The sequence below is a fragment of the Pseudomonas tremae genome (assembly GCF_001401155.1).
Taxonomy (GTDB): Bacteria; Pseudomonadota; Gammaproteobacteria; order Pseudomonadales; family Pseudomonadaceae; genus Aquipseudomonas; species Aquipseudomonas tremae.
Map to the genome: position 1 here is coordinate 34,592 of NZ_LJRO01000173.1, position 26,504 is coordinate 61,095.

General features: G+C 54.2%; 23 protein-coding genes and 2 pseudogenes. 1 reads left to right on the plus strand and 24 read right to left on the minus strand.

Annotated elements, in window-relative coordinates; genetic code table 11:
* Window positions 1–8: 8 nt before the first annotated feature.
* Entirely contained in the window at window positions 9–719 is a 711-nt protein-coding gene (locus ALO43_RS12350; protein WP_054997584.1) for a hypothetical protein, read from the minus strand.
* Window positions 720–2,011: 1,292 nt separating this feature from the next.
* On the opposite strand from ALO43_RS12350, the gene ALO43_RS12360 reads away from it, so the two are divergent.
* Window positions 2,012–3,313 (plus strand): M20 family metallopeptidase, encoded by a 1,302-nt coding sequence (locus ALO43_RS12360; protein ID WP_083492160.1) that lies wholly within the window; start codon window positions 2,012–2,014, stop codon window positions 3,311–3,313.
* Window positions 3,314–3,453: 140 nt separating this feature from the next.
* On the opposite strand, the gene ALO43_RS12365 is transcribed toward ALO43_RS12360, so the two are convergent.
* The 23 genes and pseudogenes from ALO43_RS12365 to ALO43_RS31145 all read right to left on the minus strand — a co-directional run.
* Window positions 3,454–5,712 (minus strand): SNF2-related protein, encoded by a 2,259-nt coding sequence (locus ALO43_RS12365; protein WP_054997587.1) that lies wholly within the window; start codon window positions 5,710–5,712, stop codon window positions 3,454–3,456.
* 107 nt (window positions 5,713–5,819) lie between these two features.
* Window positions 5,820–7,271, minus strand: a complete 1,452-nt coding sequence (locus ALO43_RS12370; RefSeq protein ID WP_054997588.1) for a DUF6094 domain-containing protein — start codon at window positions 7,269–7,271, stop codon at window positions 5,820–5,822.
* Window positions 7,272–7,300: 29 nt separating this feature from the next.
* Complete coding sequence (locus tag ALO43_RS12375; RefSeq protein WP_054997589.1) at window positions 7,301–7,903, minus strand: hypothetical protein; 603 nt, start codon at window positions 7,901–7,903, stop codon at window positions 7,301–7,303.
* 124 nt (window positions 7,904–8,027) lie between these two features.
* Window positions 8,028–8,639 (minus strand): DUF3275 family protein, encoded by a 612-nt coding sequence (locus ALO43_RS12380; protein WP_054997590.1) that lies wholly within the window; start codon window positions 8,637–8,639, stop codon window positions 8,028–8,030.
* Window positions 8,640–8,733: 94 nt separating this feature from the next.
* On the minus strand, window positions 8,734–9,069 hold the full coding sequence (locus ALO43_RS12385; RefSeq protein ID WP_054997591.1) for a hypothetical protein: 336 nt from the start codon (window positions 9,067–9,069) through the stop codon (window positions 8,734–8,736).
* Window positions 9,070–9,429: 360 nt separating this feature from the next.
* The gene (locus ALO43_RS12395) at window positions 9,430–9,999 is read right to left on the minus strand and encodes an STY4534 family ICE replication protein (RefSeq protein WP_054997593.1); all 570 of its coding nucleotides are present in this window, start codon (window positions 9,997–9,999) and stop codon (window positions 9,430–9,432) included.
* 96 nt (window positions 10,000–10,095) lie between these two features.
* Window positions 10,096–10,326: a hypothetical protein gene (locus tag ALO43_RS30710; protein WP_004662782.1), complete on the minus strand. Its 231-nt coding sequence runs from the start codon at window positions 10,324–10,326 to the stop codon at window positions 10,096–10,098.
* A 303-nt stretch (window positions 10,327–10,629) separates the two neighbouring features.
* Window positions 10,630–10,995, minus strand: a complete 366-nt coding sequence (locus tag ALO43_RS12405; protein ID WP_083492163.1) for a hypothetical protein — start codon at window positions 10,993–10,995, stop codon at window positions 10,630–10,632.
* Window positions 10,996–11,202: 207 nt separating this feature from the next.
* The gene (locus ALO43_RS12410) at window positions 11,203–11,736 is read right to left on the minus strand and encodes a hypothetical protein (protein WP_054997594.1); all 534 of its coding nucleotides are present in this window, start codon (window positions 11,734–11,736) and stop codon (window positions 11,203–11,205) included.
* A gap of 1,047 nt (window positions 11,737–12,783) precedes the next feature.
* Window positions 12,784–14,805 (minus strand): DNA topoisomerase III, encoded by a 2,022-nt coding sequence (locus ALO43_RS12415; RefSeq protein ID WP_054997595.1) that lies wholly within the window; start codon window positions 14,803–14,805, stop codon window positions 12,784–12,786.
* Between the two features lie 69 nt (window positions 14,806–14,874).
* Window positions 14,875–15,497, minus strand: a pseudogene (pilL2, locus tag ALO43_RS12420) (PFGI-1 class ICE element type IV pilus protein PilL2); the annotation flags it as partial.
* A gap of 249 nt (window positions 15,498–15,746) precedes the next feature.
* Window positions 15,747–17,603 carry a type VI secretion system tip protein TssI/VgrG gene (gene tssI, locus ALO43_RS12425; protein WP_054997596.1) on the minus strand — a complete coding sequence of 619 codons (1,857 nt, stop codon included), beginning with the start codon at window positions 17,601–17,603 and terminating at the stop codon, window positions 15,747–15,749.
* A gap of 34 nt (window positions 17,604–17,637) precedes the next feature.
* Window positions 17,638–18,342 (minus strand): hypothetical protein, encoded by a 705-nt coding sequence (locus ALO43_RS12430; RefSeq protein ID WP_054997597.1) that lies wholly within the window; start codon window positions 18,340–18,342, stop codon window positions 17,638–17,640.
* A 2-nt stretch (window positions 18,343–18,344) separates the two neighbouring features.
* Window positions 18,345–19,364 carry a hypothetical protein gene (locus ALO43_RS12435; protein WP_235662551.1) on the minus strand — a complete coding sequence of 340 codons (1,020 nt, stop codon included), beginning with the start codon at window positions 19,362–19,364 and terminating at the stop codon, window positions 18,345–18,347.
* A gap of 248 nt (window positions 19,365–19,612) precedes the next feature.
* Window positions 19,613–21,565, minus strand: coding sequence for a DEAD/DEAH box helicase (locus tag ALO43_RS12440; RefSeq protein WP_054997599.1), 1,953 nt, complete (start codon window positions 21,563–21,565; stop codon window positions 19,613–19,615).
* A 2-nt stretch (window positions 21,566–21,567) separates the two neighbouring features.
* Entirely contained in the window at window positions 21,568–23,466 is a 1,899-nt protein-coding gene (locus ALO43_RS12445) for a PcfJ domain-containing protein (RefSeq protein WP_054997600.1), read from the minus strand.
* Window positions 23,467–23,570: 104 nt separating this feature from the next.
* On the minus strand, window positions 23,571–23,771 hold the full coding sequence (locus ALO43_RS28785; protein WP_081002960.1) for a CrpP family ICE-associated protein: 201 nt from the start codon (window positions 23,769–23,771) through the stop codon (window positions 23,571–23,573).
* Window positions 23,772–23,846: 75 nt separating this feature from the next.
* Window positions 23,847–24,134, minus strand: a complete 288-nt coding sequence (locus tag ALO43_RS12450) for a hypothetical protein (RefSeq protein ID WP_005739997.1) — start codon at window positions 24,132–24,134, stop codon at window positions 23,847–23,849.
* A 182-nt stretch (window positions 24,135–24,316) separates the two neighbouring features.
* Window positions 24,317–24,454 carry a hypothetical protein gene (locus tag ALO43_RS30715; RefSeq protein WP_005739996.1) on the minus strand — a complete coding sequence of 46 codons (138 nt, stop codon included), beginning with the start codon at window positions 24,452–24,454 and terminating at the stop codon, window positions 24,317–24,319.
* Between the two features lie 9 nt (window positions 24,455–24,463).
* Entirely contained in the window at window positions 24,464–24,928 is a 465-nt protein-coding gene (locus ALO43_RS12455; protein ID WP_024691429.1) for a single-stranded DNA-binding protein, read from the minus strand.
* A gap of 1 nt (window position 24,929) precedes the next feature.
* On the minus strand, window positions 24,930–25,463 hold the full coding sequence (locus tag ALO43_RS12460) for a DUF3158 family protein (RefSeq protein WP_054997604.1): 534 nt from the start codon (window positions 25,461–25,463) through the stop codon (window positions 24,930–24,932).
* Between the two features lie 35 nt (window positions 25,464–25,498).
* On the minus strand, window positions 25,499–26,278 hold the full coding sequence (locus tag ALO43_RS12465) for a PFL_4669 family integrating conjugative element protein (protein ID WP_054997601.1): 780 nt from the start codon (window positions 26,276–26,278) through the stop codon (window positions 25,499–25,501).
* 14 nt (window positions 26,279–26,292) lie between these two features.
* Window positions 26,293–26,504: pseudogene (locus ALO43_RS31145) on the minus strand (hypothetical protein); the annotation flags it as partial.

Here is a 26,504-nt window from a genome sequence, read left to right on the forward strand (position 1 = left end):
GTGAACCTCTAAGGGCGCAGGGGCAGAATGCGGGTTGAGCCATTGATGCTGAACAGGGCGCGCGAATCATCCAGGCTGTTGAGCTGCCAGTTGCTCCCCGCGACCATGTCGCCCGGGCGTATCAGGTTCAGTTGACTCAGTTGAGTGCTGCCAGGCGGGGCAACTGACAAGAAACGTTCGCCTCCGCGATACTCCACACCCACCACCGAAAACGGTGGAGGAGCCTCCGGAACTTTGCTTTGTGCTGTTGATTTGCGGGAGGGGGGTGGAGTCTTTGGCTTGGCTGCAGAGATTTGAACAGATGCTGGTTTAGCCGCACGCAGGTCTTGGAGTTTCACCTGCAGCTCTTCGATCCTAGCAGCCATTACCACAACTTCTTGCATTGAGGCACCCTGTTGGGCAGCGTCCTTCGCCGCCTCCTGCACCTGCTTCAGGAGGGCTTGAACGGCATCGATGCGGTTGGAAAGAGCCTGCTGGCCAGCCCTGAAATCATCGATGGTCACGGACTTCAGCTGGCTGGCAGCATCGAGCCGGTCATCCACGCCATTGATGCGTTGGGTGATGGCGTTGACGGTTTCCAGGTTTGCAGCTGATTCGAAACCTGTTTTCAGGTGGAGAATCTGCCACTGCTGGTAGATCAGCATGCCGATCAGGACGATCAGGGCCAGGATTTGCAGTACGGTGGCGCGGGAAAGAGAAGGGCGCAGTGGCAGCTTCATGGAGGACCTCACTCAAGATGTGAGGCACGTTCGCAAAAGTGGCCCATCTGTGCAGCAGCAAACCATTATTGTATTTGAAAAGGTTTACGTATTGAGTGTGTGGTCGAAGTCCCTCGTGTAACAATGCCCCACATTAATCGCAAACCCTGAGTCTTCACTTTGAGCACGGAAAACACCCCGGCAAAAATTTCAGAATTGAAAGGCCTTAACCGTCAATACCCCACTGGGTTAAGTCCTGATCCTTCGCAGCAGCATCTATCACATTGTTGAAAAGCTGAGATCAGCGCTAAGGGCGCACGCCTGGTCGGACCGGTCGAGAGTGGATCATCGCTTCCCGCCGACCTGGATGACGTAGCGCGCCCACAAGATGGAACTTTTTCTTGCCCAGTTGCCACCTATTTTGCAGAGTAACTTATCCTGCAAGCCAGTAAACGGAGAGAATCAGCACATGGTGGGTATCAACAGAGCGGGGACATCTGGCGCTTATTTTGGTGGGCGCACCGAGTCTGAGCCAGCGCGCGCTCGCGACTCCAGCAGCGCGAGCCCCTCGAACAGTCCGCAGGTACCGCCTACTTCGACGGTGCCAGCCGGACGTGAAAGGCTTTTACAACGGTCCACGGCGTTGTCGAGCCGAATCAGAAAGGAGCTCGAGCAGAGCTTCCCGACAGCGGAGGAAGCCAGAGCACGCAACAGGCAGCAGGCTAATAGCATCGTTCATGGGTTGGTCGAGTCGGGCGCTGATCTTAATCATTTTCACACCATGCTCAAAAGTGCAATGGATAACCACGCGGTGGCTTTTTCTCGAGTCGAACATGGTATCTTGCTTCAACATTTTCCTAACATGGTTACGGCTGGAATCCGCAGTGACTCGGTGCTCGCTAACGAACTCTGTCAGGCAGTTCGTAAAGCGGTTCGTGCAGGTCGTTACAGTTAGGTGTAGCGGCTTGCATTCGAAAACAGCCGTGCTCGCAATCAGCGCAATTTTCGGCTCAGACTAATTGCGAGCGAGCTTGCCTTCAGCCGCATCGGCTTGATGCATAGGAATTTCAAGATGCCTATGCATGGGGTCGATAGAGAAAACGGACAAAATCGTACGCTAAGCATTCGACGTGTCAGGTTGAGGCCATAGATATTGACGCCACGGCGTCAGAGAATGCAGAAAAAGACCCTAGGTTTTGTACGAAAAGTCGGTGCGGGTAGAATTTGAAATTCCTAAGCGTCAAGACTAAATCTCGAATAATCTGACGAGATACTAGCACCTACGCGATATGAAAAAGCGGGCTCCATACCTCATGAAAAAACTTTCCCCCCTGTTTGCCATTCTATTTTTCTGTAAAAGCGTATCGGCAGAAACATCACATGAAGAACAGGAGATGGCTTCCTATATCGACAACCATGGAGCTGAACAGATTGCGTTGCTCGAGAAGCTCGTCAACATCAATAGCGGTACCGACAACGTTGACGGCGTCATCAAGGTAGGTGATTTGATGAAGCCGGAGCTGGAGGCACTTGGTTTTGAGACATCCTGGCACAAGCTGCCGTCCGGAATGAATCACGCCGGGAGCCTTGTCGCGGTGCATGATGGCGACAAGTCTGCAAAACGTATTCTGCTCATAGGTCATATGGATACAGTTTTTCCCGAAACAAGCAGCTTTCAGAAGTTCACCTACCTTAATGCCGGCAAACAGGCTAAGGGGCCTGGCGTCATTGACGACAAAGGCGGTCTGGTCACGATGCTTTACGCTTTGCAAGCGCTAAAACATAGCGGTGACCTGGAAAAAATGAGTATCTCAGTGGTGCTGATCGGCGATGAAGAGCTGGCAGCCAAGCCGACCGATATATCCAGGGAATGGCTGATTGCAGAGGCAAAGAAAAGTGCCATTGCTATGGGATTTGAATTTGCTTTGTCACCTAATCAACTTATTACCGAGCGTCGAGGACTGAGCGAATGGTTTCTGACAAGCACCGGTGTAGACAAACACTCTGCAACTATTTTTCAGCCTGAAACCGGTTTTGGTGCAGTCTACGAGTCGGCGCGCGTGCTTGACGAAATTCGCTCAAAACTTTCTGGTGAGTCAGACTTGACAATCAATCCTGGCCTCGTTCTTGGCGGCTCTTCCGTACGGGAAGATGTGGCTGGTGGTGAAGGAACTGCCCTAGGCAGAAAAACCACAGTCGCCAGAATAGCCACCGTACACGGCGACCTCCGTTTCAGTAGTGAACAGCAGAGAAGCGCTGCCGAAGCCCGCCTCAAGGAGATAGCCAGCCGTTCGTTACCAAAAACCAATAGTGATTTAAAAATTAAAGCCATCATGCCGGTCATGGCTGATCGCGAAAGCAATCGCGAATTGCTGTTAGCCTACAGCCAGGTCAGCCAAGATCTCAATGGGCCAGTTCTGGAGTCGGCGCCGTCAGCAGAAAGAGGTGGGGCAGACATCTCCTATGTGAGCAACTATGTAACCGCAAGTTTGGATGGGCTAGGCGCGTGGGGCGAAGGCGCGCACAGCGAAAATGAAACCGTCGAACTGGGTTCATTTCCCGTGGTAACAAAGCGGGCTGCTATCTTCCTCAGCCGTTACAGTAAATTACAATAGTCTTGACTCGCATATGCGTACCTACAGGTCTAACACTAGTCCTGGGAGGGTCGATTAGATCCACGCTATGAGCCATTGGCCGTTTCTACAAATGGCTGCCGGCCAACACCAACAAAAAGGCCACCCAAAGGTGGCCATGTTCAAGCGTTTATGAGTTGCCTGGCGAGCGCCATTTCTACAGAATCACCGTCCTGATTCAACGAGTCCAGCCCGGACTCTGGAACATCTCCTGACGTACTCTGCGATACGGCGATCTTCTTGGCCAGCAGCTGCAGGCAGGTGATTTGAGAACTGCCGATGTATCCGAAAAAGATCACCCTGACGTCCTGCTTCTGTCCGATCCTCCATGACCGCCTTGCCGCTTGTTGCACCGTGTAGACGCTGTAACCCGTCTGCATGAACGCAATGGTCGGAAAGTCGAGCAGATCCAGGCCGGTTTTGACGAGCTCCGGATTGGTGATCAGTACGTCGACGCCTCGATCAACCTGGTCAAGGATCCAGTCCTCACGCCTGGCGGTGTCCACCGATGCACGCAGCACTGCCACCTTCAGTCCCGATTGCTCGAGCATCCGCTTCAGGCGGCTCGTGGTGTCTCTGGTACCCGTGTAAACCGAGTAGGCCAGAACCTTGCGGTTCCTGGCTTTTTCAGCAAGACATAGGTCCAGAAGGGCCTGTTCCTTCGGCATGAGCTCGTCATCATCGAAGACCGACGGCACGAAAGCCAACGTGTCTCTGGATCGAGGATGTTTCACCACCTCAGGTCGAAAGCAGCAGTCCGGCCATGCCAACAGCACGTTCAACACCACCCCTAACAGCGTCGTATCTCTACGGGCCAGCGCCTGCCGAAGCTCGACGGTCAATGTCTGGGCAAGCTTACGGTGAGCCGCCTCCTGGTCTGGAGACATCGGAACATCAATGAACTCCTCCCGGTAACCAGGTAGCACGTTGCCGCCGATATCATTGAGTTTCAGGAACACAGTGAAGGGTAGAACGAAGCGGTGAATGCCTTTCGGGCCGAACCCCGGAGCTTTGACCGTCCGCACTGAGAGTTTCTTACCTTTGGCAGTCTTGTGAGAACTGCCATCACGCTCGGTGTAGATATCCTTCAGTACCCCGTGATCCCGCATAAAAGACATCGCCGCCGGCGCCATGCTTCCTCGCGCGTTGGGCTGATAGCCGTCCTCGATCATACGTCTGGTGAGGATTCGGAACAGGAGGTAGAACAGATCGTCTGCATACCCGCCCATCAGAGTGCCGGTAAGCATCACAGTCTTTCGAGCTTTGGCTGCGAGCACGCCCATAGCCTGACCTTGTGCCGATCCACTGTTTTTGTACTCATGCCCCTCGTCCACGACCAGTAGGTCGAAGCACCCGTCAGGTAGGTAGCGCTTGATGAATTCAGTGGGCTGGTAACCACCCTCGCCGAACCCGAACTCGATGTTGGCCATTGCGCGCTCCATGCGCTTGGCCTGGCGGTCGCTGAAGATGAAATTGCCCTTGGCGTCCATCAGGTTGATGAACTCAGAGACATTGTCCAGAAGCATCGAGGCGAGAAAGTCTTCGCCGAAGTCTGATAAAAGCCGTTCTGCACGAACAGGTCCGATCGTAGGGATGCGGCACATCGACTTGAGGATCGTGCTGCGGCGGCTGCCGCCATCTGGTTTGCCCGGACGCATCAGCGTCCATAAAGCGGCATCACAGTGATCGCAGCGTCGACGTCGCTCTTCACGCTGGAATTCCTCAGCGGTGATCAGATTACCTTCCTGGTCCTGAAGCAGACGTCCACAATCTGGACACGCTGCCAGGCTCCTTCCACCGCCGGCACGTCGCTGCCAAAAGGCCAGACGCCAGTGGAACCCCATCCGCATCCGCACGCGGCCGAGAATAAAGAACTCCTGACGTCCGTCGTAGGTATCACCCAGTTGATCGCGCAGCTTCAGCAGCTTGACCAGGGTATCCGGTCCGTTGAGCACCCAGACACGAGCGTCAGGGATGGTTTCGAGGATCTCGCGCCGCCACTTGTAGACCAGGTGCGGAGGCGCGATGACCATCGTCCTGCGATAACCAGCTCCATGCATGACTGCAGCGAGCGCGATGGCCATCATTGTTTTGCCGGTACCCATCTCGGCATTGATGATGCCAGCCTGCTCATTCTGATCGAGCAAAAGCGCGGCAATTGCCTGGACCACTTGGGCCTGGGCAGGGAAGGGCTGTCGTTTGAGGCCCTCCAGCACCCACTGCCGAGCCGGATTGTCGATGCCGGCATAGACCGGTGGATTGGAGCGGTTGAGTGAATCCAGAAGTTCGTCACCAAACTCCTCGATAAACTCAGTGAGCCCAATGTTCAAAGTTGGCACACAAGGGTGGCCTGCAGGCGCAGCCCAAGGCAGGTCGTTCATGATGTTTCTCCACTAATGTGTTAAACAGGGCATGCACGACACCACCAAGGGTATTGTTCATACCCTGAGGTGCGGTTTGATGGTTAAAAGGTCTTGATAAAGTTTTGTCAGTAGTCAGATGGCAACAGGACTGTTGTTACTGAGCGATCAGACTCGGTAATGATCCAGAGTCTGGTCTCATCCTCTGCGTCGATGTCATACCCGGAAAACAATCGGCCATCAGCACTCAGTGCTTGCTGGTTGCTGTCCCAGTCGTCGTTCGAAATCTCGCCCCAATCGCCCTGCGCGTGACGCCGCAGGTACTGCCTCACGTCGAGAGAGCTATTTTGAAGCAGACTTTGAACGCTGTGCGTGAGCATCACACGGCCCAGTTCAATTGAAGCCATCTGACTACGTGCAGTAGTGTTTGAGGTGGTTTCGTGTGTAGCTGGTGTTGTCGCATCCGAGCTGATGGTCAGTGCGTACCCTAGATAGGATGAGCCTGGCGTCATATCCCATGCCCGAATCCTGGGCACAAAACGATCAGTCAAGATCCGGGTCTCAAACACGTTGCCGTCCTCGTCCTCAGTGAATTCGGTCTTGGGAACCTTATCCTTGTAAGTGTCGCCCTTGAGCACCAGGACACGCCCGGAACGAGAGGTCACTACACCAGTTATGGCTCCAGCAGCGAGTGCCAGTGCCAAGTGCCACCGTGAAAGTGCCTTCACCGGGGCCCGCGGTTGAGCGCCAGTCTGGCCAAAGTGCAGCGTGAAATCAGGCCATAGGCCTCTCAGACGAAGAACCTCTTCACTGAATTGCTCGGGTTCAAGAGTGATTCGGTAGAAGTGTTCCAGGTCATTAGCGATCGGCAGGACAGCGTATTGCTCCCATGGCCAAGTGGCCGGTAGCAGATCAGCAGCTTCTTCCCCGGATCCGATTGCCCGCAGATACTCACGCATCGCCGCCAGTTCCCGGGGTCTTGCCAGATCCTGACGCCGTACCCTGATTCCGAATATCACGACCTGTTTGAACGTCCGGTCTACCGCGGCGCAGATCCGCAGCCCGGTAAAGTGATTGGTGAGCCAGCCACACAGCTCGTCGTCCAGCACGTAGTGAGGAACGATGAATACCATCACCCCTCCGTACTGAAGCAACGGCAGTGACCGTTGATAAAATGCCTTCTCCAGCCTTTTGCGGCCGCTACCCTGGTACTGTGAAGCGCCAGAGTGATCAGCGACCAGATCCCCGTAAGGAGGGTTGAGCCAGAGCAGTCCGAAGGACTGTCGAGAGATCATGGTGTCCATCAAGTCACCCTGCAGCACTCGGTCTAGCAACGTTTTCGAGTGATCAGCGCGCTCTTTGTCGTACTCAACCGCATACGTCTCTGTTCGGTCTCGCTCCAGTCGGTGTGCGACCTCAGACAAAGCCACTCCTTCTCCCGAGCACGGATCAAGAATCCGCATCCGTCCCGAGGTCGCCGGCAACAATGCCTGCAGAGTGCGCTCCAGAGTCAGTTCGTCAGTCGGGTAATAGCCGTTGCGTGCAAAATTACGGGCAAGCCGTGAGAACATCAAAGCCATGGTTGGCTCCTTGGACTGGTGGGCGTGAACTACGCCGTAACTTCAGTGGTGAGTTTCCCTGCGCGAATGAGTTCGCCCAGAGCTTTTTCGAGCATGTCCAGCTGCAGCGACAAACGCCAGGCTGTCACCGAGCCAATAGCTCCGGGTAGCGGGTGCAACATGTTGTGCGCAGTAAGGACTTCCATCACCGGCTCACGCCAATGTGGAAGGAACGGAAGAGGGCAAGTGTCTACGATCAGCGGCCACAACCTATCGAACGGGTCTTGGGCTTGATTGATGAGCGCGTAAGCAGAATGGTTTGCTCTATCCGGCTGCGAGCAACGCTGATCGAACAGCCATAAGTGCAGCAGGCTACCGAAGAGCGTTCCGCGAAGCTGGCGAGTGGTGCGTTTTTCCAACAGATCCGTATCAGGGAACACCGGGATGCGTTGGTCATTCGTGATGATGTGGAACTGGTCCAGGCCATTCTTCTCAGCAGAGCCGAGTGTTAGCCTGGCCAGAAACTCCTGCATGGCCGTGTCGCGGCCCCAGGCTGAGAGGAATATCAGGTTTCGCTGCTCGTCACAGACGCACGCGTCGACGTACAGATCTGGGCATTCTTCTATGCGAAAGAGTTGAGTGCGGTTGGGCATTAGGTCCTCCAAAAGAGGAGGGGAACCCACCCTTAGGGCGGTGAGCCCCTCAGGATTGATGGTGTTGAATGGATAAAACCGTTTGCTCGATTGCTACCAGGAAATGATCAGCTTTGGAGCAGGATTAAGGTGTGCTGAGATTCCAAATCTGCAACTTGAAGTCAAGCTCATACCCGAGCTCGCCAAGGCGAAAACATTGTTGCCGCAGACGCTTACGATCTACAGTTGTGTCCAGCTTGACTGAACGTCCAATCGGCCAGATCGTGCCGAACAGCTCTGCATCAGCCTCAAGTGTGCTGACCTGTTTCTCAGGCTCGGATCTCATCATTCCGAACGGTGCGTCACTGTCAGCAGAAACTGATCTTCTGGGCGTTGTTTGAATAGCAGGACGAGGTCTGGTTGACGACGAGCCGCCCGAGGCTTCTTCGTCGAGTGGGTCAGTTTCGTTGTTGGACAGCCTTTCAGCTTCATCTGCGCTGAGGTTGGCCACGTCGTCCAACGACATGCTGTCCAGCCTGGCGCGGATCTCTACAACCAGTCTGCCGCCGTTGGTGTAGTAAGAAGGGCGAATTTCAGTGATAACGAAATCACCTCGATATTTGCCCTCATGGTACTGGTCCAGCAGCGCGTCCTTGATAACGAACTCGCCGATGGACGTCGAAAGTCGCCCAACGTTGAAAGCGCCGTTGCGACCGCTGATGGTGCGTATGGCCAAATAGCCGGGCAGGTTGATCATGACTACTCCGGATTATCGGGCAGGCCACTTATATGGGAGCCCGAAAAAAGCCCGAAGACTCGGGCTTGTTCGTGGTTTCAGGTTGACGACTGGGTCAGAAGAGGTTGAGAGGCTGTTCAGCTCTAAGCGAAATGCAAAGGTAGGAATTGCCGTTTATGGCATCCATCCGATGAAGTTTCAGCTCGAGCCAATGACGCTCCGAGCGTTCACCGTTGGGCAGAAAACGATAAATGCCGAAGTCGATCTGGAGCTCATCGGGCTGCAGATGAAGCTCGCGATAGGCTTCGAGTACGACTTCGCCAAGACGAGTGCCGACCTCCGCAATGTGTGATGGTTGTTCCAAATGAACCGATTCTTTCCAGGCGGAAGGAGTTAGCACAACAGGCAGTTTCAGCAAAGTGGATGGCAAGCGGTTTATGGTGATGGACATAGTAATTCTCCAGGTGCGGGCAACCACCTGGCCCGACAGGGAGGTAATTACCCGGTCAGGTTGGTTTACGTTCTTGAGAACGGTTAGTTAGAATCTTTCTATAACGTGAAAGTCATCTGGTATACGTGTCGTATCAGGACATCATTGCGGTAGCCATCAAGGAAAGGAAAGTGGCTACCAATCCTCCAGCCCCTATCTGAGTCAATATTTGCGCGGACATTTGCTGGCCACATTCCAAAAAAAAGATGCTTAACACTGCAAGCACGAGCGTAGCGATGGCGCTTTTCATGAAATCGACACCTAGGTTGTGATGAAAAGAAAAGGCGCCTGCAGGGGCGCCTTGAGGTTGTAAAATATCTATCAAGCGGCTTGTTTCTCTCCTCGTCCTGCGCGAGCTGGTTTTGCTCGTGTTGGCTTAGAGGGAGTAGCAGCTGGAGCTACATCAGTTGGTTCGCTTGCGGCAGACGCCTCGGAATGAACGACTGGTGTAGTTTCCGACTCTGAGCTTTCAGAAGAGGCAGGTGCTTCTTCTTTCTGCGGAGCCTGATAGACGTATTCACCTTCAACTTTGATCCAGGCAAGGTACAAGAGACGGCCTTTGAGGCTGACACCTGCTTGGCCCTGCTTAGCACCACTGCTGTAGGTAAAAACATCAGCCCAGATATCGCCAATCCGGAAGGAGACAAGAACCTTCTTCTCGGCAGCAACAGCTTCCTGGCAACGGCGAATCAGCTTGTCAGCTTCAGCACCAACCACGTTGCAGTCAATGTAGGCGTACTCAGGTTTCTCAGATGTGCCTTTGAGGGCTGCTACTGTCACAGCCATGAAAGGAGCGCCCTTCCGAGGCTTCACTTCACGAATGCGGTTGAGATAGCCAATGCCGACGGTGTGCAGGTCGAAGTATTTAGTTTCGTTGGTAGAGTTGCTCATGATGTATCTCCAGTTTTGAGTGTTCAAAGCGGAGATACACTTCGCCCACGGGGAAGGTATTCCCCGCGTGGGTGGTAAAGCGAAATTTTACGACAATCAATGCATGAATCTGAACGCAGTAAGCATAACGCCTACGGCAGCAGTCAGCATGACAGCCATACGAATGGTGAGTTTCAGTTCGAGTCTAGACTCGAGATTGTCGATGTCGGCTTTTGTCGCGAGTTGCGTTTGCATATCCGACTCCAGAGCATCGACGACTGCAGCGGCGCGTTTTTCCTCAACATCAATAGAGATCAATGCTTGGTACAGCGCAATACTGCTTTTCATGAACGTCTCCTGCTGTGCACGAGACCGACCCTACGGGAAAAGTCCCGATGGGGTGAGAGAATCATTGTGCATCCATCAACCAGATAAACTGATCAACCGTTCGCGCTTCCGAATGCTTTGCGAACTGGGGGTTGGATTAATGCGAAAAACGCATCGTAGTCATGAAATCCAGACTACCTCGGGCATGTTGCTGACAACGTCAGCCTTACATGGTTTTAGAATCCTTTAAGGGCGATTCGTTTGTCAACCCTTCAAATGAAAAAAGCCCCTCAATAAATGAGGGGCTAGTCAGGGAGGGGAGTATCAAGCAATGAGCTGGTCCAGAGGACCCATGACAGGGGCCTTAACTGGTGGTTCAGCATCCTGCTTTTGGGATGTTTCCAGCGCCTTCGATGCGCGAGATTTCCGGGGTTTCTTCAGGGGTTTGGTCTGAATTTCTTGCATGTGGTGATCATACCAGCCACCAAGATCGACGTGTTTGCATCGAGCCAATGCCGGCAGGCGGTATTTTTCCCACTGTTCGTTGGACATCACAGGTTCAGGCATTGTCCTGACTTGTTGTGGTGCTACTGGTACTGGCTCAGGATTCGGCTTATGAGTGAACGCACGGATGCCTTCACGCAGTGCTGTACCAACCCTAACGCCAAAACGAAAGCTTGCTGAACTCATGGTGTTTCTCCTGGGAAAAATGCGGAGAACACCGCCCGAGAGGGGAGTGATTCCCCGCTGGGTGAGTGACGTGTTTAATGTGCATCCATCGGCGTTTATTCACCGATCGTTCGCGCCTCCGGAAGCTTTGCGAACTTTAGGTTGGATCAACGCGTAGAACGCATCGTAGTCATGAGATCCAGACTACCTGGGGTGCTGCTGAGAATATCAACGCCATAGGCGCAAGATCTTGAGGACACTCCGGATACAGGCGTTCTTTGTGTTGAGGACAATGGCTTTCATGCCGGTTCTACTTGCGTCTGCAATTTCCTCTTGACGCCAGCGCTCCTCTTTCTCGGCCCACTCTTTGCGGATGAGCTCCGAATCATCCTCGGGGTAATATGCATCTGTACTGAAGTCCACATGGTCATCTGGCCCGGGGAGCTCAAAACACCCGCAAGGACAAGTGTTTTCAGTCAGACCGTGGCTGCAGATGCCGTGACTACGATTATCGTCCATGTGTGCCTCAATTTCCGGCGGTGAAAGATAATCATAGGCGCAGCGTGCATAGGCAAATACCTCCGCCACTTCAGGAGACGTTTCGTCACCGCCAAAAGTCTCGATCATCCGCGAACAGAAATGTTTGAGGACCATGGTTTCGTATGTGGGAAACTTACGACATCCGTCGCCGTACAGCATGTTGACGCGTTCAGTAATCTCAACATTTAGGAGTGGTGAGGGTGAAGCCGCGTGGTTCGGCATGGTCTATCTCCGTTCAAACAGCAGAAAACGGAGACACTTGTCCCCGAGGGAAAGTATTCCCCGAGGGTAGGTGAGTTATATGATATGACTCGGCTAAGCCGAGTGCAGCACGGTGTGCGACGTGAAGTATGCATCCATCGGTACGGAATACCGATCGTTCGCGCCTCCGGAAGCTTTGCGAACTTAGGGATGGATCAATGCGTTTAACGCACCGTAGTCATGAGATCCAGACTACCCGGGCATGTGGCTGACAATGTCAGCGGTACATGTCTTCAGAATGTGAATTCGGGGAGGGCTTGTCAAGCAGTAGTAGCGCAGGAGTCGCTTAGGATCTTGGGTGAACGGCAATGACGTGATGAATCGCACACCATTTAGGCGAGAGCGGGGATTACTTGAGCGCAGCGGCCAAGAGGATAACGATGAGAATCGTGCTGAGAGTTATCATCGTCACAGACGATCACTCTCAGCCAATGTGGGCTTGGCTATAACTTGAAAAATGTGCCACCTGTGAGCGCAAGCTCAGCGAGGATCCCTGGGCATTGATCGCACGCATTGCTTCATCGACATCACCCGGCCCGTTGTCGTGGCTTGGGCCAGTAATCAAAAGGCACGCATTCGCGCACAAAAGGAGCCCGTTTTTTCACCGGCGGGCACCGGCAGCGAAAAGTGGTTACCTCGGAAGGTAACCTGGTCATNNATGACCAGGTTACCTTCCGAAAAAGCGGGGGAATTTGAAAAAAAGTGGGCCACAACACCAGTGTGACCCTGAGACGATTATGCATCGAACCTTCCATGAACCCTATGTGCCTATGAACCCGCTTTCACGAGTTAGACGGCTGCGTGTCTGCTATTGAACAGGGAGACACAGGGAGAATTCACAACAAGATCTGTACGCCCCTCCCGATGCTTTGCGTACTTTGGGGTTGGAGAATGAAGGCAAGGCCGACTTCTCCAGGGTGTCACTGATGACCGTCAGTGACCAGCGGGGTGGAACAGTTAAGGGATCTATTGTGGCACATCATTTGTCAGGCCGCCATATCCAGTGGTTCAAGCGGTTTTGGTCGTGGCGGTGCGCGTCTTGGCTGACTTGCCCGGCGATTTTTTCTTCCCTGTACCGATGTTCACCGTACCTTTGCATTCGGGGTACCTGGTACACGCCCAGAAAACACCTGAGGCTCCTTTGCGCTGCGAGGTTTTCGCGTTGCACAACGGGCACTTGGGACCTTCGGGAACCTTGATCGACAAGGTAGTGCCCTTGTACTGATCGACGAGCCTGGTGATCCAACTCGATTGCCTGGCGATAAAGTCATCGAGCGTCAGGGTGCCTTGCTCGATCATCGTGAGTGCCTGTTCCCAGATCGCAGTGGTGCCAGGGTCGGCCACTGCTGGAGGCACCGCATCAATCAGTGAAAACGCTGCTTCAGTTGCCCGCAGCGCGCGACCTTTCTTGATGAGCGAACCTCGGTCTATCAGGCCCTGGATTGTCCCGGCGCGAGTTGCTTCCGTCCCGATCCCCGTCGTTTCTTTTAGCTTCTGAGCCAACCGTGGATCCTTGACCAGCTTGGCGATGGTCTTCATTGCCTTGACCAACGTGCCCTCGGTGTAGGGCTTGGGAGGTTCTGTCTTCAGCGCTTTCAGCTGCAGGTCCTGAATGTCACATCGAGAGCCAACCTGCAGCATTGGCAGGGTCTGTGACCGACCCCCACTTTCGTCTCCCTCTTCCTCGGATGAGCTAGAAAATAGAATTTTCCAGCCCGGCACCACTATTCGCTTGCCCACTGCCTGGAGTGAAACTGCATTGGATTCGAAGGTCGCCACGGTACGATCGTATTCATGGTTAGGCAGGAACTGCGCAAGAAAGTGAGCGCGGATCAACTCATAGACCCTGCGCTCCTTCTCAGACATTGCTGAAAGGTTCGCGGGTTCCAGGGTCGGGATGATTCCATGGTGGGGCCCCGTGATTTTTTTGTCATTCCACGCCCGTGAGCGCTGCTCCGGGTCGATCAGCAGTAGTGCCTTACCAATAGTGGGATCAGTTCGGTTGATGGCATCAAGTACCATAGGCACCTCATCCAGCATGCTCTCTGGCAGGTAACCACAATCGGTTCTGGGGTAGGTTGTTGCTTTGTGGGTTTCGTAGAGGGCCTGGGCGACGTCGAGCGTCTCTTGAACCCCTAGCCCGAATTTCGCCGAGCATACCTCCTGCAGGGTGCTCAGATCGAAAGGGAGGGGAGCGACATCCCGACCACGCTCGATCTCCACAGAGATAGCCGTAGCCGTCTGGCTATTTTTCAGTGCATTGAGTGCGGCAGCCGCTGCACTCTGATCAAGGCAGCGTCCTTCTTCGTCGGTGACTGACTCATCGGCGACCCATTTAGCCAGGAACGAGTGCCCGGCAGTGCAGAACTGAACGTCAAGACCCCAGAACGGCTTGGGGATGAAGTTTGAAATTTCGCGATCCCGATCGACCACCAGGCGAAGGGTAGGAGTTTGAACGCGGCCTACCGAGAGGACACCGGTGTAGCCGGCCTGTCGTCCGAGCAGAGTGAACAACCGAGAGAAGTTCATGCCGATCAACCAGTCCGCCCTGGAGCGTCCGAGCGCTGATAGGTATAGCGGATAGGTTTCTGCACCCTGTTTGACGCTGCTGAGTGCCTGACGGATAGATGCTTCGTTCCGCGCGGACAACCACAATCTCTGAATGGGTCCGCGATACCCACAATACTCGATCAGCTCGCGCGCGATCATCTCACCTTCGCGGTCGGCATCGGTCGCGATCACCAGTTCTGTAGCTTCTTTGAGCAACTGCTTCACGACCTTGAACTGGCTGGCGGTCTTCGGTTTGACGATGACTTTCCACTGTGCAGGTAGAATGGGAAGCGTATCCAGGCTCCAGTTTTTCAGGTGATCGCCGTAGGCATCCGGCGCAGCAGTTTCCAGCAAGTGGCCAATGCCCCACGTGACGGCCACCCCCGGCCCTCTGAGGCAGCCGTCACCCCAGGTTTTTGCTCCGAGCACGGCGGCAATGTCCTTACCCTGGCTGGGCTTCTCGCACAGATACAAACGCATAAAGGCTCCAATGAGATTTCTCCCGCCCTCAGACCCTGCTGTCTGGGGTAGGAGTGAGTAGGTAGCCGGAGGATGCAGTGCCGATGGCCAATGCCCAACGGCCACGGCCGATGAGGCGCTGCCTACCGGGGTTTTCCAGTGTTGGACGGTGGGTCAGTTTGAACCGGTGCTGTGGGCTTTGGTGTATCCGGAAGTTGGTAACCAGGGCGCAGTACGAAACAGACATAGCGCGTAACCTCATTGACTTTGACCTGCCATGCGGGACCTGCGAGCACCTGCAGGGTGTTGCGCAGACTCATGGGGCCGAGCTTGTACTGGGCCGAAGGAAGGGGGCGCGTGAACAGGATGTTTACGTGATCCGTGGTCGGTGGGCACAAGGCATAGCCCGAGCGGCTGATAACATATTGCATCGCATCCTGGACGGATGGGTGCATGTTGGGAGGAATGCTGACATCGATGATCTGGGCCATCAGGTCGCGTTGTTCGGCTTCTGGAGCGGTATTCACCAGGGCGTATCGACCGTAACGAACCGTGGGCTCCTGACCGGGCTTCGCGCCATTTGAATACAGGTCTGGCGAGAGCAGCTCAGGATTCTGGCTGCTGTCGTAAGCTGGTCCAACCGGTTTGTCCGCTACAGACGTGCATCCGGCGAACAGCGCGAGTATGGAAAGTGTGGAAAGCTGCCTGATCATGTGTGCCTTGACCCCATTTCTTGATGTTGGCCAAGGTGCCAGCGCTTCAATTACAAAGCACTGTTAAACCCTAAACGGATCAATTCAGGTTATTCGAGGAGGCATTGAGACGCGCGGGCGGGGGGACGAGTGCCGTCGTGACAACCCTCCTGATCAATGCGCCACGCCGGCTAATAGGTGATCGCTAACTGGATGATGATGAAGGCTGGCAGAGCCAGCCTCCATGGTTGTTGTAGAGAATGAGTCACGTCAGTCGTTGACTCTGACCGGCGCACCGGTGATTTGAGTCGTACCCTTGCTCACTGTGGTAATGGCGTTGCCCTTGATCTCAATGCCATCCGGCGTGAGGGTGATGCTGCTTTCCCCCACTTGCAGAATGATGTGTTGCTTAGCGTTGACCTGGATGAACTGGTTATCCACCTGAATCGTCAGTGAGCCTTCCTGAACGTTCATCACGGTGTCTTTCTTGATGATCTCGGTTTGCCTGCCATCGACAGTCATCGTGCGGTTGTTGCCAACTTTATGGGTTTCGTCGAGCTCGATCTCGGTGTCCATGTTGCGCTCGGCGTGCATGATGAGTTGCTCGGCGCCGGCCTTGTCTTCGAACCGGAAGAAATTCGCCGAACCGCCGTCGCCCTTCATCGACCGGGTCAGGAAACCACTCTGGGTCTTGTTGGCTGGCAGTGACCAAGGCGGTGTGTTCTGGCTGTTGTACAGGCTACCCATGACGAGCGGACGGTCAGGGTTGCCATCAAGGAAAACGACTACCACCTCGTCGCCGACTCGCGGAATCTGCATGCTGCCAAAACCGCCGCTGGCGCCGGATTGAGCTACGCGGACCCAGCAGGAGCTTTTATCGTCAAACTTGCCATAGCGGTCCCAATGGAACTGTACTTTTACGCGGCCCATTTCATCGGTGTAGATCTCCTCACCGGGGGGGCCAACGATAATGGCGGTTTGTGGGCCGTTAATTGAGGGCTTACGAGTTGCTAACTGAGGCCGATAAGCAATTTTTTTGCGAACACATACAAATTTGTTGAGGTAACCGGCCTGATCACCAGTCAAGTAGTTATTACTACCTACATGGTCAACCGATATAATTAAGAATTGCCGGTTTTCAGCGGTTCCAGTATCGTGCTCATAGTGCTGGGTCAGCTCGAACGTATAGCCCGGCTTCATGACACGACAGTTGCTATCGCCATAAAATGTTTTACCTAATAACTCCAAGGCCTCAATCCGGTTACGGACCATTGCCTCACCATCCTCATAGTTTCCATGAGTATACTGCCCTGGGAAATCGTATATCTCGAAGCTGTCGATGTCTCCCTGCTGATTCATACTCTGCATGGTCACTGGCAGCGCATTATTTGGCTGGCGGTAATCAAAGGTACGTACGGAAACTTTGCCAGACTGCAGTTGGCGGGTCGCATTCCACTGGGTAATCGAGTCAGCCGTCTCGGTCACTGAGGCTGTGTGAAAACGAATCTGAGGCTGCTCCGCCAAAGGCACTAATGTGCTGGAGTCATCAACCACAACCATCACGTGCGAGTCGGCAGTGTGCTCGAAATAGTAAAAAAGCCCCTCATTTTCAAGCAGTCTCTGTACAAAGTTAAAGTCACTTTCGCGGTACTGGGTGACATAACTATGATTTTTTAAGGACTTGCTCAGGCGAAATTCGTATTTTGGAAATGCTCCGTAGCTGCTAAATACCTCAGTTAATACATCTTGAACTGTTTTATCTTGGAATATTCGCGTGTCAAATCTACAGGTAAGCATCCATAACCACGGCCCAAGCACCGCACTGTAGCGAGAAAGCCCACCATCGCTACCTTGAGAGCTGAAGCGGTTCACGTAGCCGTTGATATAGCGTTTAGAACCATCGGCAAGTTCGATTTCCACGGTCGCGGGGCGGCCAATGAGTGATTTTAGCTTCACATCGGAACGCTGGCTTAGTAGCGCCAAATCTAGCTCGAAAAGCCGGGAGAGGCTTTCTGAACCAGAAAAATGCTCCAGCAGCATTTCCTCCTCACCGCCGGACGCAAATGTATTTAGCTTGAAAAGCCTTTTATTCTGCGGGCTCAGCATGGAAAGAAAATCCGTCAACATTGTGCACTCCTTGAAAATTGGCTACTGGCAAAACTCATGGGTCTAACTTGGTAGCGAAAATGCGGCCAATCCAAGACGCTGCGCGCCTTGAACGAAGCTCTTCCACATTCATGAATGTGTATTCCTGATGTTCTCGCGCCTCTTGATCCTTCAGAGTACGTAGGGATGAAATACTGGTGCGATGGTAAAACAGCATAAATAGGGAAATAACTATAAATAGAAAGACGAGCAGCGTCGCTGGCGATCTATAAACGTGGAAAACTGGATAAATCAGTATTCCCAGGCCGCCACCAACAGCGCCGAGTGCCCAACGATTCTCCTGCTTTGGCTCAACGACTTCGACGCGCTGCGAGCGCACTACCAGAGACTTTCTAGGACTCCGCCATACACATAATAGCGAATAGATAATCGTGCAGAGAGCTAGCGGCATACAACTGATCAGTAACGACATGCCAAGTCCCAACTTGAACTGCTTGTAAGTCGCGACTAACGCCATTAAAAATGCGAATCCAGGGGCAACACCCAAATTTGTAAACAGCCTAAGATTGGCATACTTACTAAATCTTTCAGTCCGGTACGCGCAGTCAACGCACCAGTATGTTACCCATATCACAAATACAGCGGAGGGAATAGTTAACACGCTCGGTGCAATAGCTGCAGAAAACACGGCCAGCAGGGTGAACAAAAACCAAGCCCCCCATATAGTAGCTAAGTATCGATGCGGTTCAATATGGAACATTATTAGTCTTTTCCCGTCAGCAAATTACCAAAAGAGGTACCCCACCCGCTTACATCGTCGCTCATAATAATCTGTATTGCGAGGCCTACACCTAATCCAATCGCAATTACTACTACCGCAGGCGCACTCACGGTCGCACCAATCGCTACTCCACTTGCAAAAACTAAAGCATTCGTGGGCTGGCTATAGGCAGTTTTCTCTAAAAAATCCCTACCACTAGTAGCGCTGTTTATATCCATAACCAATTGTGGGCCGAACGCGAGAATCGGACCGGCGGCTTTCCCGACAAGCATCTTTCCAACCCCCCGCTGACCATACAAGTCGCCGTCGACATGCGCAGTCGATTTTAACGTTTTAGCTGCATTGTATGCTGGGATATGAATCGTATTGCCCACGACCTTCCCGCCCACTCGATAGATACTGGCTTTGGCCGTTGCTGGTATTTCAAAGTATAAGTTACCGCCTACGCGAATGAGCTTGATCCTGCCACGAAAAGCCCGATGAGCAGAGACACTTCCTGGTTTCCCACGGGAGGCCGCCCATTTTTTAAGCTGCGTCTTTGTCGACTTACTAAGATCGAGTAGGTTCTCAACCTTGGTTGCTTTCGAACCTGCATGAAGGATACCTCCCCCACTCGCGAGCGTGCCTGGCAGGTTAGCCGTAGAAAATAGCAAAGGGCCCACGACCGGAATTTTTTCCGCCTTTTCCTTGAGCTCCAAAAACTGTTTTGCTGCTACTTCAGGGGCTTTTTTTAGCTTATCAAACAAGAAAATCAGCGTCGTGAAGTAGTCTTCGGTTTCTTCAGGAGAGAGCTCAGCTTCTGGAGAGCTAAGCTCGTTGATGAGAAATTCCGCAGCACTTAGATCATCAGTGGCATAAGTGCCTGCAATGTCCAAGGATGAGGGGAAGGCCCTAGCGGCAACAACACCTGGCCATGGCAATGACCCTTCGCCAAGCAATCCTTGCTGGGGACCTGTTCCCATGGGATCTGCAGCTGTACATGGATAGAGTCCATTACTCACGACCAACCTCCTTTACATGCTGGTTCGATGCCAAGTACCGTCCAAGGATGGTGGCAATACAAAGCCATCCAACGTTATCATAGCCTCTATGCCCCAAGAAGTGCTCAGACATGCTTAAAGCTCGAAAGTGCCATCAGTGTTTGAATAAAGGGAGATTCTTCATAACTGCCTAAAGTATGCACTGGCGGCCGCACTGAAAAAATTCATAGCTGCTTTGTCACGCCCCTTCATGGGAATGCTGATAACAGTCAAAGCATCCAGGCCAGCGTCTGCTTGCTCTGCTCTTCCGCTTCAGGATCGATCAGATCGCTGGCCAACGCGCGCTTGTCCATGAGCATCTGCCACAGCTGCTGGTCGATGGTGTCTTCAGCCAAGGGAATTTTGACTACCACCATGCGGAGTTGCCCATTGCGATACGCCCGGTCTTCAGCTTGGTCCTGTAGCCCCGGCGTCCAGGGCAGCCCCAGGAAAAAGACATAGTTTGCCGCAGTCAGGTTGTAACCTGTGCCGGCGGCCGACCTGGTCCCGATGAATACCCTGCAGTCCTGATCCTGCTGGAAAGCATCAATCGCTTTCTGTCGTTTCTTGGGCGAGTCACTGCCTACCAACGTCACGCACCCGACGCCCATCATGAGGCAGTGCTCACGCAACGTGGCCACGGATTCCTGATACTCGCAGAAGAGGATCACCTTGTCGTCGACGTCCAGCTCGGTCATCAGGTCCGCCACGATCCGGACTTTCACGCGCTCGAGCAGTTGGCGCAGTGCGCCCAGTCGCGCAAAACGATGCGTATCGCTGCGCATGATCTGGTTGTACTCGTCACGCTCAACCTGGCTCAGGATCACGGGCACAGTCTGCCTTTGCTTGCCTTGCAGGTTGGGCAGCACGTCCTTACGGCGGCGAAGCATCCAGTCAGATATCTCATCTCGAAGCGTCTTGCGAAACTCAGGACTGCCGGCGAATCGCTCGCAGAACTCATTGAGGGGCAGTTGTCCGATTGGATGGCCCGAAAGCCTGAGCAGTGTGTGCAGCTCCGCTTCGCGATTGAGCACAGGCGTGCCCGTCAATAGATAGCGGTTCTGGACCTGAGCCGCGATATCGAAGCCGTGGCGTGTCCATGCCGCTGTAGGTTCCTTGAGTCGGTGAGCCTCATCAATGACCATCACCGCAAACGAGCTTGCGTGCATGACGAAGTCACCCAATCGTTCGTAGTTGACGATGATCCAGCCCGCCTGCGCATCGAAGGTTTGCAGGGCGATCTGAGCCTGAGGAAACACCATCAGGATCTCGCGCTGCCAGTTGATGATCAGGCTGTTGAGCACGATCACCAGAACGGGTTTGCTCTGTGCGCGGATACCGGCGGCAATCACCGCCTGGCGAGTTTTCCCCAGCCCCATGTCATCGGCCAGCAATGCGCTGGTGCGCTGTAGCAAATGACGAATACCAGCAGGCTGGTGACCCATGAGCGAGAATTCTTCCAACGCCTTGTCGATCTCTGCATTCGTGAGTTCGGTGTTTTTGATCGAGGGCACCGACGCCAAATAGATACCTGAATCTGAAACCTCCTCCTCGGACTTCGTCGGCTCCGGGGAGTAACCCCCCAAACTGATGCTGGTGACTTCACGCACCGGAGAAACAGACCCGTCGGCAAGCAGTTCTTGCAAGGTATCCAGAATCTCGAACTGATCCTCAGCCAGGCCCAGCTCCAGGATCAGGTTGCTTCGGACCAACTCCGCGGTGCCTTGGACCCGCCAGGCTTTGCCCGCCGAGAGGTATACTCCGCGCATGCGCTTGGCGATGGCGACAGCACCCGGATGAAAATCCCCTGACAGGATCACGCCACCTTCCGCCAACGGCGCGAGCCGAAACTTCATCCCCCAAGTGAATGCGTCACGGTGCAGGTCGGACTGGGCAGAGGTGATCCTGTCCCGGAAGGCTTGCCAGCTTTCGATGTGTTTCCCATTCGCGAGCTCCGCCAGTTCCCGATACAGCACATCGAGGTCATCGAGCAGCTTGGCCTTGGGCACGCGCCAGAACTGATTTAGCGGGTGATCAGACCGGCGTATGAAAAAACCACCCCGGCGCAACAACAGCTTGTTGGCACCTTCGAGATAACTCAGGGATAGTCCGAAGTCATAGCCGTCGTAAATGGCTTTGCGCAGCAGCACTGGACGCTTGTTCATCAATCGCGGCGCTGCCATGATCAGAGTCCCCTGTCCATGAAGCGCTCAGCCCACCCGATAACCTCTTCTGCGAAACGGATGTTGTAGATTGAGGTCTTGTCGGCATAGCGATCCATTTTCGCTACCAGGTTGGGCCAGTCCAGGTTCACCGGAAGACGACCGTTCCTGACTTCTGCGATGAACCTCTCGAACGCTTTCATCACCGGCGAGCCAGTGTCCGGGGTTTCGTTGTGGTGGCCTCTGATTTGAACGACGTGCAGATGCTTGGGAGTCCATTTGCCCGATTGCCCCGTCTTGTGCTCATGACCATGGGCCCTGAGCGCGAGTTCGACCGATGCCAGCGGGATCCCGTTAGAACGGATCGACAGGAGTCGGCAGTTACCTAAAAATGCGTGATAGTCGTAGGTGTCGATGCAGTGATCCAGAGCACGGTGCTCCCGGTCCAGGTCGTCAGCGCAGCGTAATTCGACGATGTGTAGGCCTGTTTCACTGCAGGTGATGGTGTCGGTGTTGAGCATCAGCCCCGGCCAGCGAGTGAAGGCATCTGATGGCTCAGGGGGGATAGCCTTCTCCAGCCTGGCCCTGATCGCTTCGAGTTCGCTGTGGAACGCATCGGTCAGATTTGATATCTGACGAAAGCTCAAGCCGCCCACAAACGCGTTCAGACGGTTCTTGGTGTTTAACGCCGCGCGACTGCCAGCCCTGTCGAGGCTGGAGAACAGCTCTCTGAGATCGACCAGCTTGGTCGTGATGTTCGACCAGGCAGGGTCCGCCCAGTCGGTTGGGCAACCCGCCAAAAGAGCGGTCATGTCAGGCAATGCTCGAAGCAATGACCACGGGACTGCCGACCTGAACGCATAGAACGAACGCCATTGAGCTTTGGTGCTCGGGCGACGGTTACCTAAACGGGCACCTGCAATCAAATCGCCCCATCCGGCCTCGAGCCCCTCAGCATTCAAGCGGCTCAACGCACTGCCGGTGTCGTACACCCGCTGCTGACCCAGATAGCGGATCGCGGAGATGGGGGTGGAAAACAGCCACGCCAGCACCTTGTTCAAAGGCAGGCCGGTATCGGCTGCGTGCCCCACCAAGCCTGCTCCATCTCTGGTGCAATCATCATCACAGGAGCCGCAGTACTCCTGCAGGTCTTTCCATGGGCACTGTTCAAGAATACCGCTGTCTGCAAGGTGTGGCCAAGGCATTGCATGGCCAATGACCAGCACTGGAATGAGGACGGGTTGCGCTTTCAAGGCTTGGAGCCGACGCGTGCGATCCCCCTGAGCCAGCCAGTTATACAGTTGGGCTGACGGGCACTGTACCGAACGTACGGCGTGTAAAAGCTCTTGATCCAGACTCTGACAAAACCTCTTCAGCGTGGCACCGATGCAGGTGAGGTAAAACCGGTTACGTGGACCGTAAAAGCGCTTGTTTCGGCCTTCTTCGCTGGCCGCCAAGAAATCCAGTTTCATGAGCGGTTTGATACTGAGCTGCGACTCGTGCAGTGCCAGGTCCCGTGCGTGCTTGCTGAACGACGTCAGAAGTGCTTGCGCACCCCCATGAGTAATCAACTGATGAACCAGCTTCAACGCTCGACTCGTCGTGGGTGCGTGGACTGGGACTTTTCGCTTCTCATCAAACCGCACCGCGGAAATCAGCTGGCCATCGAAGTATTGAAGCTGCCTGCCGAATCGCGCCACAGTTGGCCGTGCGACCTGGTCGTCGTTATGAAGTGAAACGCACCAGCACCGTGTCGACGAAGTGTGAGTCAGGTAGTGCAGCATGAACTCGTCACGTCGCTCCGGTGGTACGCCGAAATGATCAGCCCAAGTGTTAGCAACAGCACGATGACGCTCTGGGAATTTTGTAATATCGAGAAGAGTCTGGACGAAACTTGGTTTGCAAATAGGCTCGGCGGTCATGAATCAATGAGCTCAAAGTGACTTGAGCCAGCACTGTCCTAGACCTGATCTGCGCTCGCCATACGTAACCGTAAACGTGGGTGGAGTGGGTTAATCGCTCTGAGTCAGAAATCCAAGCGTTGCTGTTGCTCCTGGGCAAAGCCCTTTAGCCACGATGCGCGCATGGCGGGATGCCGGTAGGGGCATGCGTGGAGAGGGATGCCGCTGCGCGCCGCGTCAGCACCCGCGCGCATCACGGCATGGTGAGGGTTGTTGAACCGACGCCGATCCAAAGTCTCATGCGTCGCTGTAGGGGCTGTTCTCAGAACTGAGGATTCCCGTGGTGGAGATCGAAGACATCCAGGACTTCACGAACGAGGCGATTTTTCGGGTATCCGGATTTAGCTGTGGGCAACCACAGAAGCGCAAATCGGGTGCCGTTCCAAAATGGGCGCAATCTGCATCAAGACTTTCTTGGCGTCGGAAAGTGCTTTCTCCCAACGCTCCAGATCGCGCACCGTCACAGCAGTAGACCCGCTACATAGCTTGCGGCTAATGCTGTCCCGCCGTGCCTGCGCTCCCTCGCAATCGAAAAGCGCGGCCCTGACGTCAGGCGCTTGTAGGGCAACCTCGTACTGCAGTTCGACGATGCTTGGCAACGTTTCAGTTTTCACGATTTCATTTGTCATTGTTCATTTCTCCAGAAAACGGATTTAGTTTGTGGGCATCATTCAATTTGGCAGTCAGAGCGGTTCTTGATGCGGTGTTGTCTGGCATGCGGATGACATAGGTTACAAAGTGTCTGAGACTCATGAGATTCGACCCGTAAGAGATTCATCGTGGCGTGGGTTCGCCGATGTGCAGATTTCTTTCACCAACTGATCCACGTAAAGGGCGTTTTTTTGCTCTGGCGAATAAACAGTTCAGAAAGAGCTGCCTGCTGGTGAAGAACGACGCTGAGCAGCTTCATTTCCACCAGCAGCCGCACGCAGAAGGCGCGGTTTTTCACTCCGGTCATCTACACGGGAATATCGTCGTCGAAATCCGGAGCTGCATTGTTTTGAGTTGAACTCTGATCGGTATGCTGTTGATCGCTTTGCGGCTGGTTGTATGACTGGGAAGGTGCCAATTGCACTGCTTCAACCCGGTGAGGAAGGATTGCGACCCGCGATGCCTGCACTTTCAACGCAGAGAACTCCTTACCCTCCTTGGTCCAGTTATCAATGATCGCTCGCCCTTGGATCAACACCCTCATGCCTTTCTGATAAAGGTTGGCATAGTGCTCTGCGTCTTTATGCCAAAACTCGACATTGGCCCAGAACCCTCCACGGTCCTCAAAGCCTGTGCCATCGCTTTTAGGGATTGAGTTGTCGAAGTAGACGTTCAGCCGTAGCAAGCGGCGCGGATCCTTGTTGCCATTGGCAAACTCCTTGAATTCTGGAGCAGATCCGATGTTGCCTTCCCAGTCTACTGATGTGCCCATGTTAGGACTCCTTCTGCGTGTGCGGTGAAATGCCGCTGGATTGTGAGATATGTTGCAGCCGTCCTGAGTAAGCGGCATCTGCCTGGGCCATCTTTTCGGCACATTCGGCGGCCTGTCGGCCAATGGTATGGACCAGACTTATTTGCATGTTCAAAGCGACGCGCTGCTGTTCCATGGAGTGCAGATCCTGGAGCAGTGATTCGGGTGTTCTTGGGTCGGCCAGCACACTGGACCAAACATTGACGCCCATCTGCCGTGTCCCCATTTCCTGCCATCGAAGAAAAACTGTGCCAGCGTTTGTTCTTTGCCGGACCATCCGAACAGGCAGAAGAGTGAAGGGATGTCTGTTCGCCTGGGCAAGCACTTGATCCTCGGCCAGCGCGTTCAGATCACCTTCAAGGGACCGGCATAACTCGGCCAACTGGAGCATCCCCCCCTTACCTTTAAAAGGTTTTAAAAGGCCTTTTAGGAAGGGGGCGTGTTGCAGGGTGCTGAAGGCATCCTGTTGCAGAGGCTGGAAGGCACCCTGTTGCATTTTTTTCCCATTAGCCGTCTGCTGCTTCACGCCGATCACTCTTCGGACTCTGAACCAGGCTGTTCGTGGTCAGACTGACCCAGTGTTATTGCCTCGTCGAAACTGTCTTCACGGTCGTCTACGTCCGCTGGGCTGTTTGATGCTGTGGCCAGAACTGGAGCAAACTTGGAACGTCGGACGCCCTCCAGGATGTCCTGGGGGATTTCGCCAAACGGTGCATACATTTCGCGCGCTTGCTCGGCGCGTGCGTTCTTGGCTGCAAAGTCTCCCCGGCTAGCGCCCGAGAATTTGTAACGCTGACTCAGGCCGAAGAGGCGTCTCAGAATCGCAGCTCCCTCATCTAGCCACTGGCCCTTGGCATTGTTGTCGATCAGGCCGACGTGGTTGGTCAGCAGAATGCGGCGTACCAGTTCGTCGTAGGCGGTCAGCAGATACACCGCCTTGAACGCCAAAGGCGTTGACAGGTACAACGGGAGTGTCACGGGCTGCACGGACAGGTTCTCGCCAATGGTCAGCATGGCGGGCAGTGCAGCCATGACTTCATCCAGCCTGTTATCGATGTCCTTCATTTCCTGTTCGGCGGTGTCGATCTTTTCTTCTATAAGAAGGAGGAACCAGTCCGAATAAGGATCGTCCTGTTCGCAGCCACGTTTGATGCGATTGAGGATGTTGGCAAAGCCACTCAGGCCGATCATCCCGGGCTTGCCTTCGGTGCGTTGACGACCAAACCAGAGCCTCGAGGCGTGGTGGGTGTGCAGGGTCAGATTGACGCTGCTTCGCAGTGAACCGAGGTTGAGCTGAAAGTTGTCAGCCATGCTGAGCGCTTCCTTTATATGAGCGGATTGATGGAGAGAGGCAAGACTGCCCGCGCGTGCTGGCTCTGGTCAGTAACAAACCGTTTCTTGATCGATTGGGTTTTCTCAATATCCGTGTTTGAAGTGATTCCCGGGGAATCACCCTGATCGGTGCACGAAGTGTTGCCAGTGGAATCACCTGGATCGGTACTCGGAGTGATTCCCGGGGCATCACCCTGGTCGGTGC